At 35.1% G+C, this 12,687-nt stretch carries 8 protein-coding genes; all 8 read left to right on the top strand.

Translation table 11 applies throughout. The annotated features are described in order from the left end of the window. The first annotated feature begins 135 nt into the window (after positions 1-135). The 8 genes from ACL9RH_RS11940 to ACL9RH_RS11905 all read left to right on the top strand — a co-directional run bounded on the left by ACL9RH_RS11940 (position 136) and on the right by ACL9RH_RS11905 (position 12,687). The gene (locus ACL9RH_RS11940) at positions 136-582 is read left to right on the top strand and encodes a hypothetical protein (RefSeq protein WP_422693589.1); all 447 of its coding nucleotides are present in this window, start codon (positions 136-138) and stop codon (positions 580-582) included. A gap of 137 nt (positions 583-719) precedes the next feature. Then, the gene (locus tag ACL9RH_RS11935; protein ID WP_422693588.1) at positions 720-1,514 is read left to right on the top strand and encodes a thymidylate synthase; all 795 of its coding nucleotides are present in this window, start codon (positions 720-722) and stop codon (positions 1,512-1,514) included. A 102-nt stretch (positions 1,515-1,616) separates the two neighbouring features. Further along, positions 1,617-3,056 (top strand): hypothetical protein, encoded by a 1,440-nt coding sequence (locus tag ACL9RH_RS11930; protein WP_422693587.1) that lies wholly within the window; start codon positions 1,617-1,619, stop codon positions 3,054-3,056. Between the two features lie 133 nt (positions 3,057-3,189). Then, positions 3,190-3,441 (top strand): hypothetical protein, encoded by a 252-nt coding sequence (locus ACL9RH_RS11925; RefSeq protein ID WP_422693586.1) that lies wholly within the window; start codon positions 3,190-3,192, stop codon positions 3,439-3,441. A gap of 25 nt (positions 3,442-3,466) precedes the next feature. Beyond that, on the top strand, positions 3,467-5,977 hold the full coding sequence (locus tag ACL9RH_RS11920; protein ID WP_422693585.1) for a M1 family metallopeptidase: 2,511 nt from the start codon (positions 3,467-3,469) through the stop codon (positions 5,975-5,977). 331 nt (positions 5,978-6,308) lie between these two features. Continuing rightward, positions 6,309-7,637: a hydroxymethylglutaryl-CoA synthase family protein gene (locus tag ACL9RH_RS11915; RefSeq protein WP_422693584.1), complete on the top strand. Its 1,329-nt coding sequence runs from the start codon at positions 6,309-6,311 to the stop codon at positions 7,635-7,637. A gap of 556 nt (positions 7,638-8,193) precedes the next feature. Beyond that, complete coding sequence (locus ACL9RH_RS11910) at positions 8,194-11,046, top strand: SusC/RagA family TonB-linked outer membrane protein (RefSeq protein WP_422693583.1); 2,853 nt, start codon at positions 8,194-8,196, stop codon at positions 11,044-11,046. Between the two features lie 12 nt (positions 11,047-11,058). After that, positions 11,059-12,687, top strand: a complete 1,629-nt coding sequence (locus tag ACL9RH_RS11905) for a RagB/SusD family nutrient uptake outer membrane protein (protein ID WP_422693582.1) — start codon at positions 11,059-11,061, stop codon at positions 12,685-12,687.

Below are 12,687 nucleotides of genomic sequence, written 5' to 3'. Positions count from 1 at the left end.
CTTTGAAATTCTGACTGGAACTGTAAAGTCTTAATAACTAGTCTTTAAAGGTACTCAATTCCCCTCCGCTGGAGGGGTGTCAAAATTTATGATTTTGACGGGGTGGTTTCTACCATTCATTATAAAACAACGATCATGACAATGAACAAACAGGAGATATTAAATACAATCAATACAAAAATTACAGAAAAGATCCAGTATTTTGAAAATCTGATTGCAGAAACGAGAGCTTCTAATAACGATACCAAAAGCTCCATGGGAGACAAATATGAAACCGGAAGAGAGATGCTTCAGCAGGAGATCAATAATCTTCAGCGGCAGCTTAATGAGACGTTGAACCAACAATCTGTTTTGCAGAAAATCACAGCCGATCCGTCTGAAAAAGTTCAAAACGGAGCATTAGTAAAAACCAATAAAGGAATATTCTATGTTTCTGCTTCATTGGGAGAAATTGTATGGGAAAATCAGAAAATCATGACCGTTTCCGCAGAATCTCCTTTGGTAAAAATGATGTATGGAAAAAAAGCGGGAGAATCTTTTACAATCAATACCGTTCAGCAAAATATAGAAACGATCTGGTAAAATTATTATTAAATCTATACGACAGGTAGCCAGCCGGTTAATAGAAAAATGATATACTACTTATAAAAAGCATTCATGAAAGTGAGTGCTTTTTTTAATGCTTTTTACTAAATTTGGGGCATAAAATTCCTTTCAAAATGCAAAATTACCTGGATCTTTTACAACATATCCTAGACAACGGAACCGATAAAACCGACAGAACCGGTACCGGAACCAGAAGTGTTTTCGGATATCAGCTTAGATATGACCTGTCAAAAGGTTTTCCTTTGGTAACTACTAAAAAGGTGCATTTAAAATCCATTATTTATGAATTGCTGTGGTTTTTGAAAGGAGACACCAATATCAAATATCTAAAGGATAATGGAGTAAGTATTTGGGATGAATGGGCCAACGAACAGGGTGAACTTGGGCCTGTATATGGTGCGCAATGGAGAAGCTGGCAGGGAGCTGACGGTAAAATAGTAGATCAGATTGCCGAAGTGATCGACCAAATCAAAAAGAACCCGGATTCCAGAAGATTGATTGTTTCGGCATGGAACGTTGCTGAAATTCCAAACATGGCACTTGCCCCGTGTCATGCATTATTCCAGTTTTATGTGGCAGATGGTAAACTTTCTCTTCAACTGTATCAGAGAAGTGCTGATGTTTTCCTTGGAGTACCGTTTAATATTGCCAGCTATGCTTTACTATTGATGATGGTAGCCCAGGTTTGTGATCTTGAAGTAGGTGATTATGTTCATAGTTTTGGAGATGTTCATATCTACAACAACCATTTTGAACAGGTAAACAGGCAGCTTTCAAGAGAACCAAGACCACTTCCAACGATGAAGCTGAATCCTGAGATCAAAGATATTTTTGATTTTAACTTTGAAGATTTTACATTGGAAAACTACGATCCGCATCCAGGCATTAAAGCTCCGGTAGCAATTTAACTTCAGAGATATATTGCTGGAATTGTTTTGTAATTACAATATTTCTATTATTTTTGACCCTACCAGAAGATCAATTTCTGTCACAAGTTTTGAAAAAATAATATGAAAGAAAAAATAGGCAATAATTATCTGCTGTTTTTAAATATTCTAGTAGTTGTTTATAGCTTCTACGTTTTTTTGTCTGTTTTTCAGGAGAGAGCAATACTTACAGATGATTTGGCCGGCTTTTATGTATTAGAATCCGTTCCCGCTTCCTATTTCAGTTATCTCTATACTTTTCTCGATTCCCAAATAATGGCTGCCAGACCTGTGTCTGGGATTGTAACAGGGACCTTGACATTTCTTTCAAGGAATAATGACTCCGTTTACTTTCTGGGAATGCTCTTTTTTCCACTTTCACTGATGGCAATATATTGGGTGGGCAGTAAGATTTTGTCAAAAGAATTGGCGGGCCTTATGACTTTGCTGTATTCGTGTTCTCTGATAGGAACAAGCATTCAGTTTTCAACAATTATGCTCAATTCAAATCTGGCGACTATTTTTTTTGCATTAAGCATTTACTATGCCTATATAAGGAAAAGTATATTAATAAGTTCGCTGTTTTTTATCGCTTCTGTTTTCAGTTATGAAATTTTTCTTCCTTTACTGCTTCTTCCCTTGTTTCTTATCAAAGAAAATAAGGACAGAATTATATTTGCTATTCTTACATTAGGAACAATTTTTATTTTCAGAAAGATCATCCAACCCAGTATATTTGTGCACTCTTACCAAAGAGATGAAGTAAGCAAAATATTTGAATATAAAAGAGTCGTTTTTGTGGTAATGTGTGCTGTGAAGATGTTTTTTAGAGATTTTTTTGAAGGAATATATAAAGGAATACTGAACGTGAGAAGAATGAATATCTTCGAAATAGCTTTGTCATTAGCAATTCCATCAGTAGTATATAAAATATTCTCCAATTATGACTTTAAAGGAAAAGAACAGGATTATAAAAAACTAATGATTATTTCCTTCATCTGTATATTAATAGGACTCAGTATCTATTTCTTCTCCTCCTATATTCCAACACTTTTCGGATTTGAAAACCGAAACCTTGGTGCAATAAGACTTTTCTATACTTTATTCATCATTTTTGGCGTGATTTATCTGTCTCTTAAGATGAGTTGGCAAAGCAGAACCATCAGTGTCTTTTTTGCTGGTATTGCCTTTCTTTTCATAATCACCAATATAAGTGTAAAAAGCTCATGGATCTATGCAAGTAAGTTCAATAATGAGATATTCAGTAAGTTGAGTGTAGCGCTCAAAGAAAATAATATTAAAGCCGGAAATGTCTGTGTAGATTATGATGTTTTTAACGAAATAAAAACCAATCCGAACCTTACATTAAGAGAACCTCTTTTCTACAAAAGTTGGGAGAGCCCTATGCTGTGTAAGGTAAACGGTATAGATCCGCAAAAGATTCATGTGTATAATGTGGAAACACAAAAAGACTGTACCATACTATTTCAATATAAAAACGGTAAAATGAACCGCTCAAAATAATCTTTTATTCAAAGATTTGTAATACAAAAACCTGAAACACCCTTTCTTTTAGCAATTGTTTCTGAAATAAGTTTTACATTTGAAAGAAGAACCGTTGTTATTTTAATTTTGAAAATGAATGGAGAAAACGGTCATGAAAAATCAAATCCTTATCACAGAATACATCATGAAATATTTAAAAATAAATATCGAAAACAACATAGACATTGAAGTCTTGAAAAATGCAATTCTTCAGCTGAAAGGTGTGGCTTCTGCAGAAATTGTAGATGATGAAAACCCGGAAAGTGAACTCAAAAAAGCTTTTGCAAAAACAAAAGAACAGCTTAAAAAAGGAGATTATGAAACACTTGTAAATGATATTTTTGATATAATAATAAAGAAATAATTCAAAAAAATAATAAAGTAGACAGATGAAAAAGGCCATTTTATCAATTGCTGTACTGGGAATCTTCTTTTCCGCAAAAGTCACAGCGCAAACCGAAACTTCTGGAAGAGACAAAGTATACAGAGCTACTCATACCAAAGTAACGGAACTGAAGCACACCAAGCTGAAAGTGAATTTTGATTACCAAAAAGAACAGATGAATGGAGAAGAATGGCTTAACGCTTCACCTTATTTTTACCCTACCAACGAACTGACTCTTGACGCAAAAGGAATGCTGATTCATGAAGTGGCTCTTGATAATAACGGGAAAAAATCACCGCTAAAATACGATTATAAAAACGACGTCCTGACAATTACCCTTGATAAAACATATCAGAAAAATCAGGATTATACAGTTTACATCAAATACACCTCTCGCCCGAACGAAGTAAAGCAGGAGGGAAGTATGGCAATTAATGATGCAAAAGGACTTTATTTCATCAATGCACAGGGAACAGATCCTGATCTTCCAACACAGATCTGGACTCAAGGAGAAACAGAATCTTCTTCCGCATGGTTCCCAACTATTGATAAACCCAATCAGAAAACAACCCAGGAAATCTACATGACCGTTCCTGATAAATACGTTACTCTTTCAAACGGAGTTTTAAAAGAATCTCAAAAAGAATCAAAAGGCCTGAGAACAGACCACTGGGTGATGGATAAAAGACATTCTACTTACCTTTTCTTCATGGGAGTAGGAGAATATGCGATCGTAAAAGACAAATGGAAGAATATTCCGGTTGACTATTACGTAGAAAAAGAATACGAACCTTACGCTAAACAGATCTACGGAAATACCCCGGAAATGATTGATTTTTTCTCGAAGAAAATGAATTATGATTATCCTTGGGTGAAATATGCGCAGATTTCAGGGAGAAATTATGTGAGTGGGGCAATGGAAAACACTACGGCAACGCTTCATGGAAGTGATGTTCTTCAAAAACCGGGACAGCTTATTGATGAGAATAAATGGGAAGATACCATTGCTCACGAGCTATTCCATCATTGGTTTGGAGACTTGGTGACAGCAGAAAGCTGGAGTAATCTTACCGTGAATGAATCTTTTGCCAATTATTCAGAATACCTTTGGAATGAACATAAGTATGGAAAAGATCAGGCAGACTATCATTTGATGACTGATGTTAATATGTATATTCATAATCCAGGGGATTTTAAGAAAAACCTGGTAAGATTCAACTATGATTCCCGTGAAGATGTTTTTGATCTTGTAACCTATCAGAAAGGAGGAGGAATTTTGAACATGCTGAGAAACTATCTTGGTGATGATGCCTTCTTTGCAGGAATGAATGATTACCTGAAAACCTATGAATATCAAAACGCAGAAGCGCACCAATTAAGGTTATCCTTTGAAAAAGTTTCAGGGAAAGACCTGAACTGGTTCTTCAATCAATGGTATTTTGGAAGTGGAAACCCGAAAATCAATTACACTTCTACTTTTGAACCTGTGAAAAAGCAGGTTTCTGTAACGATCAATCAAACGCAGGATCAGCCTTTCGAATTTCCTTTGGCTATTGATGTATACGATAACGGAAAACCAAAAAGGTATAATGTTTGGGTAAATGCAGAAGCTAAAAATACATTCAGTTTTGATGTTTCAAAAACACCGGATTTATTGAATATCAATGCAGACGGCGTTTTAGTAGCTGAAATTACAGAAACAAAGACTCCTGAACAGAACTTATTGCAATTTACCAATTCCAAAGAATTTAAAAGCAGATATACGGCTCTAAACGGAATAAAAGATCAGATTGGAAAAAGTCCTGTAGCAGTAAAATTGCTAGCAGCAGCACTGAAAGATCCTTTCTTTAGAGTAAGAATGAAAGCTTTGGGAATGATAGACCTTACCAATGCTGAACAAATGAAAACCTTGGGCGGTGAAGTAGAAAAACTGGCAACAAATGATCCGAAAACCTTAGTTCAGGCTTCAGCAATTGCTGCTTTGGCTAAAACGAAAGACAAAAAATATCTTCCAATCTTTGAAAAAGGAGTAAATGCTGTTTCGAATGCCGTAAAAGCTAATTCTGTAAGTGCTCTTCTTACAATTGATCCTTCAAAAGCAAGTGCTCTGGCGGATAAAATTGATCTTGATGGTGCCTCAGACGAACTTCGCGCGCAAATGCTTCCAATTATTGTGAAGAATAAAGTGACTTCTCAGATGACAAATATTACGCCACTGGCTGCTTTCTATCCGTTCATCAAATTCCAGAATCCGGAATTAGGGAAAGTTGCAGAAGATGGTTTCAACTGGATCATGAGTTCAGATAACCTGAAGGCTACGGAAAGCATTACAAAAATAGCAGGATATGCAAAAAATGAAATGGCTAATAATCCTCAGGCTAAAATGATGATGCTACAGATTCTCAAAGATGGTTTAAGTAAGAAAATGGAACTACTGAGACAGAATCCTCAAAGTGCAGCAAGTATCAATAAACAAATTGATGTACTAAATAAAGCTATTGAAAATTATAAATAAAGGAAACCCGGCCAATTGGCCGGGTTTTTTATGACTGAAAATGAAATACTCATCAAAAAGCTTCAACGAATCAACGAAGTTGAGTCTATTCTTTGCTCTCTTACAATCAGTCGTTCCAAAAATTAAAACTTTGCGACAGAATAACGGTATATAAGTATATCGAGTTTTATGATTTCCTGCCAGATAATTCCTTTCATGAACTATAAACTGTTGGTGTTTTGTAAGTGATATGGGCTTTACAATTGGTTTTTAATAATATGATAAAAATTACTATTTTTTATCACTGTTTTTTGCATTATCTTTCATAAATTCGTTTAAAATTTAGAAAATTATGAGTTTTGGAATTGAAGCGGCAAGCTATTATGTGCCTTCTTTATACTTGGAGATTAAGGATTTAGCAGAAAAAAGAGGAATAGAACCGGCAAAGCTGGAAAAAGGATTAGGGTTACATAAAATGGGGCTTTCGGATGTTCATGAAGACGCCGCTACATTTGCAGCAGAAGCATTGTTGAGACTTATAAAAGATTATAATATCAATCCAAAAGAAATTGCAAGAGTTTACCTGGGAACCGAAAGTGCTGTAGATGCAGCAAAACCTACTGCTTCTTATGCCGTACAGATGGTAGAAAAAGTGTTGGAGGGGGAATTTGGAGCGAGAAGCTTTAAAAACTGTGATGTTCTGGATATGACTTTTGCATGTGTAGGCGGAGTGGATGCTCTTCATAATGCCTTAGATTTTGTAAGGGTAAACCCAGATAAAAAAGCTGTTGTGATTGCCAGCGATTATGCAAAATATGAATTGGCTTCTTCAGGAGAATATACTCAGGGAGGTGGAGCTGTTGCTTTATTGATCTCTTCAAAACCTGATCTTCTTGAAATTGAAAATAACTGGGGAGTAGCTTCGGAAAGTGTTTTCGATTTTTTCAAACCAAGAAGACAATATAAAAAAGTAGACCTGAAGGATGTTCCAGAAGCTTATCCGGACAGAATTGAAATCTTTACAGATGAGCCTGTTTTTGACGGACAGTATTCCAATCAATGTTATCAGGATAGAATCAGAGAGGCATATCATCATTATAAAGAGGTCATTGCGCAGGATAAACCTTATGAAAACTGGAAATATATCATCTTCCACCTTCCGTATGCTTTCCATGGAAAAAGAGTGTTTACTGAAATATACAGCCTTGAAAACGGACTGCCATATGAAACCCAGGAAGAACAAAAAGCAGTCGCAAAATCTGAAAATTATCTGAAGCTGATCAATGATAAGATAGAAAAGACTCAAAGAGCTTCTTCTGAAATAGGAAATATGTATACTGCTTCTATTTTTATGGCACTTCTTTCCGGGCTTCAGACTTCTTTGAACGAAAATGAAGAGCTTACCGGAAAAGAAATTGGGTTTGTAGGATATGGAAGCGGATCGAAATCTAAAGTTTTTGCTGGAAAGGTTTCTGAAAACTGGAAAAAAGTTGTTGAAAAGTGGAATTTGTTTGAAAATATTAATCACCGTACCGCTATCGATTTTGAAACCTATGAAAAACTTCATAGAAAACAACTTGAAGAATCTGTAAACAAAAACTATAAAGGTTTCGGGCTTATCTCAATTGAGACGGATAATCCTGTTTTGATAGGAGCAAGATATTATAGTTATCAGAACTAGTAATATTTTATTCTATGATTATAAAAAGCATTCCAGATTTTGGGATGCTTTTTTTGTTGATTTTTAATCTTTGTGGTATAAAATATTATCATGTTGACTTTTATGTATTTTTAATTTAAAATCAAATTTTAGATAATTTTTTTCTGTTTTGATCTGCTAATACTTTATTGTAAGGAAGGTTTACTGTTTTTTATCATGTCATTCTTAGCAGTATTTGAGAGAAAAAACACAATTAATTCATCATTTTTTTCTTAAAATAAGCATGTATTTTGCGTATAATTTTCACGTAAACATCTTGTTTTAGTTTATATTTTTTACTTCATGACACCAAATGGTGTATTTTAATTTTAATTTTAATATTTGTTAAAATTCTCATAATATTTGAAATGCTTTATTTTTTTTTAAAGTTTTAAAAATTATCGAAGATTTTCTATAAAAATTATCGGGTATTGATGAGAATATCCTTTTCTGATGCGCTTCTTTTAGCTTTTGGGGGATTGATGTTTTTGATATTTATTAACATATTTGTCAATTCAATATATTAAAATTTGTTAATATGAATGTGAAACTGCGTGTTTTAACAGCTGGAGTCTTGTTTTTTACAGGACAGGCTGTATTTGCTCAAGAAAAGGACTCTAAGAACGGTAAGGACAAGGAGACTAAAATTGAGGAAGTAGTTGTTTTAGGATATAGTAAAACAGCTACAAAAGCTAAAACTACAACTTCTTCCGTAACAGTAGGTTCGGAAACGCTGGAAAACAGACCGAATATTTCGGTGCTGAACTCAATTCAGGGAACCGCTCCGGGTATTGTAGTGAATTCCGCTTCTGGTTCTCCAGGTTCAGGAAAGTTCAATATCTTAATTAGAGGTATGAGCTCTCTGAACGGTTCTACAGATCCTTTATACGTAATAGATGGAGTAATTACTTCGGGTTCTCAGTTTAGAAACCTGAACACTTATGATATTGATACTTTCAGTATCCTAAAAGATGCTCAGGCAACAGCTATCTACGGTAACAGAGCTGCAAACGGAGTTGTTGTAATTACAACAAAAGGAGGGAAGTTTAATTCCGGATTAAAGGTTTCTTATGACGCATTAACGTCTTTCAGTAAGATGCCTACGGGTGATTACAATATGTCAAACGGACAACAGTTGCTACAACTTCAAAAGAGTTTAGGAACTGGTAAAGGTGGAACTTTAACACAACAGGAAATTGATAATTGGGGAATCAATACAGACTGGAACAAACAGTTTACTCGTATTGGTATCTCTCAGCAACATAACTTAGCGATCACCGGAGGTGGAGAAAATATTAATAATTTCTTCTCTTTGGGTTATTTGGATAGTGAAGGAACTGTAAGATCTACCGATTTTAAGAGATTTACATTAAGAAATAATCTTAATGGTAAATCTAAAAACGGAAAGTTAACTTTTGGTTCTATCATTGGTTTAGGATACTCTAAAAGAAATCAGTTAGATGATGAGACGAATAGTGGAATTTCTAACAACACTCTTCAGAATCCATTATTTGGTGGAGTACTTTCAAGACCTTATATCGCACCTTCTCCATATGCAAACGGACAAGAGCTATTTAACGCTATTGGTACAGATGCTGCTAATAACAGACAATGGATTCTTCAGGATAACATTAATGGAGGAATTAGAAACAGATTTACTGAATTAAGTATTTCTGCTAATGCCAACGTAAACTATAAGATTACAGATTACCTAAGCGTTGGAAATAGAACAGGTATTGAATATAAAGAATATCAGAGAATTTTTGCAAGATCACCACTAGGATATCTTTCTTTAAGTGTGGCTAATGGGGATGGATCTAAGTATGGAGGAAACGAAGATTTTACAACAACACAAGATCTAACTTTCAACTCTATTACCAATATTTCATTCAATAAATCTTTCGGTGATCATACGATTTCTGCTGCAGCTTATATGGATTATATCAAAGCTCACGTAAGTTCAACTTTCCAGAGACAGAATGGTCTGAATCCATTACAGTGGGAATTTGGTGGAGGAACAGGATATATTCCATTCAACCCTGATACTCCAAATATCTACAGACCATCAGTATCTGCGTCAAAAATTACTGCAGGTACATTGGCTTATTTCGGAACATTAGACTATGATTATAAAGATAAGTATGGAATAAGTGGAGTTGTAAGAAGAGATGGATCTTATCGTTTCCTTCCTACAAACAGATGGGAAACTTTCTGGTCCGTAGCTGCAAGATGGAATATCGACAAAGAAAACTTTATGGCAAATTCTGGTTTCAGATTGCTTAAGTTAAGAGCTTCCATTGGTACTACAGGTAACCAGAACTTAGGAATTGCTGCCGATAATCAAAACCCGTTAGCTTTACTTCCAAATAATTTCCTTGATCTTTACAATGGTTTCTCAGGGTATCAAAATATGTTGGGATATAACTTTGTTAACCTATCCAACCCTTTCTTAAAGTGGGAGCAAGTTAAACAAAGCAATATTGGTTTAGATTATAACTACAAAGGATTGATTGAAGGTAGTGTTGATTATTACCAGAAAAGAACAACCAGAATGTTTAACGATCTTCAAAAATCTTCATCTACGGGTGTTTACTCAATCAGAGGAAACGACGGAGTTCTTGATAATAAAGGGATTGAAGGGTTAATCAGATACAACGCGATCAAAACTGAAAATACAAAACTATCTATTTTCGCAAACGCAGCATATAATTCTAATAAAATTGTATCAATGGGTAGCGAAAACTTAGCGGGTGATGTAGTGAATGCTATTGGTGGTCCTGCAGGACAGTATCAATTGTATCCATATATTGGGGTGAATCCAGATAACGGAAACCTACAGTTCTTGGATAAAAACGGAAACGTTACTGAAGCTCCAACTTCTGCAGATAGAAGATTAACTGGAAAATCAAGATTTGCGAAATTTACAGGAGGGTTTGGATTCAATTTCCAACATAAAGGTTGGTTCCTAGATACATTATTCTCTTTCCAACAGGGAGGATGGATCTATGATAACCTTGAATCTTGGGTGTTTGATCCAAATGCAGTTTCTACAAGAAACCTTTCTGCTGATCTGTTAAACGCATGGACTCCTCAAAATAGAGATACTGATGTGCCTTCACTGACTGCTAAAAACCTAACTTTAGGTTCTTCAGACAGATTCTTGCACAGATCAGACTTTATCAGACTTAAAAATATTTCTATTGGATATAATTTTAGCAAAAATCAATTAGGTAAACTACCGGTAAAAGGTATTAAAGTATTTGTTCAGGCAGAGAATCTTTATACTTGGACGAAATGGAAAGGATTTGATCCGGAGCCAATTACTTCGTATTCACTAAATGTGTACCCTAACCCAAAAACCGTATCGGTAGGTTTAAATGTTGATTTTTAATAGAGAAAAATTATGAAAAGAATTATAAATACAATATTAGTTGTAGCAACTTTATCATCTGCAGCTTTCACATTAAACAGCTGCCAGGATGCACTTGATATCAAGCAGGCAGGTGAATTACAGGAACAGGATCTATATACAAGTGTTTCCAATTTAGGAGAAGTACTTAATGGATCTGTTTATGCTCAGCTTGACCCAATGGATGAGATTTACTTTACAGCTGTGTTTACAGATGAGGTAAAGCCAGGTTCAGGTAGTGGAGGACAGGAATATTCATTACACAGATTTTTTCTTGATGCTGCAAGCCCTGTTATCACGGGAGGGACTGTAGGTACGGCTGCAAGTGACGGAATTTGGTTGAATAACTATAGAGTTATCAACAGAGTTAACAGATTACTTGAAGGAGCAAAGAAAATTACTCCTGTGACTACTAAGGAGAAAGATGACTATAATAAGATTTTAGCACAAGCAAGAGCAATCAGAGCATACTGCTATGTACAGCTGGAAGCTTATTTCTCTAGCGATATGAAGAATCCTAACGCTTTGGGAGTAATGCTTGTGAAAGATGTTCCTTCAACAGAAGCACAATTACCAAGAGTTAAAAATCAGGATATATATGATTTTATCAATGCTGATTTGGATTATGCTAGAAGTATCTTAACGTATTCTACAGTAGCTGATCAGGGAGCAAGATATTTTGCGGATAAAAGTTTTGTAAATGCTTTGACTGCTCGTTTTAATTTGTATAGAGGAAATATGCCTTTAGCAAAACAGTATTCTCAGGACGTTATCTCAAATTCAGGACTGAGTCTTACTGTAGCAACACCTAGTTCTATTTTAATTGATCCTGCTGATCCTACAAAATTTCAGCCTATAGGTAATACAGCTTGGAATACGGCATTTTATGGCGTTGCATCTTCTTTCAACCCATACAGAAACCTTTGGAATGATTCTGCAAAAGGAGAAATTCTTTTCTCTCTAAATAGACTTCCGTTGGGAGCAGGAGGAAGTATCGGTTCAAAATGGAATACAAACCAGTCTACGCTTAATGGTTCTCCAATGTGGTTCTGGGGAAGAAACCTGTATAACTTATTCCAGAATATTCCGGGAGATATCAGAAAGTATGCTTATGTAGATCCAACTTCAAAGCCTAATCCTAATTATGCTACTGTAACAGGAGGAACTACAAGAAATGATGGTTTGGTAATCGATAAATATCCTGGTAAAACGAGTACAGCTACCAGAAATGATGTTAAAGTTTTCAGACTGTCTGAAATGTATTTTATTTTAGCGGAAGCTGAAGCATCAGCTGGAAATCTTTCTACAGCTCAGAATCTGATTCAGCAAGTAAGAGTAGCAAGAAATTATGATGGAAAAGCGGTAACTCCTACTTATTCTACAGCTCAATCAGCATATGCTGATATTTTGAAAGAGCGTAGAGTAGAATTAGCTCTTGAAGGACATCGTTTTCTTGACTTAAAGAGATTAGCTGCTTCTGCAAATGTATCAATGGACAGAAATGTTACCGATGATATTATTGCTGTTGAAAATCTTAAGAATGGGGACTATAGATATACTTTACCTATTCCTATTAAAGAAATGTCGGCAAACCCGAATATGACACAAAATGACGGATACTAA

It is taken from the genome of Chryseobacterium sp. Mn2064, assembly GCF_049319685.1.
Lineage (GTDB): Bacteria > Bacteroidota > Bacteroidia > Flavobacteriales > Weeksellaceae > Chryseobacterium.
Note: the sequence above shows the minus strand (reverse complement) of the source record. Positions and strands in the feature narration are given on the sequence as shown.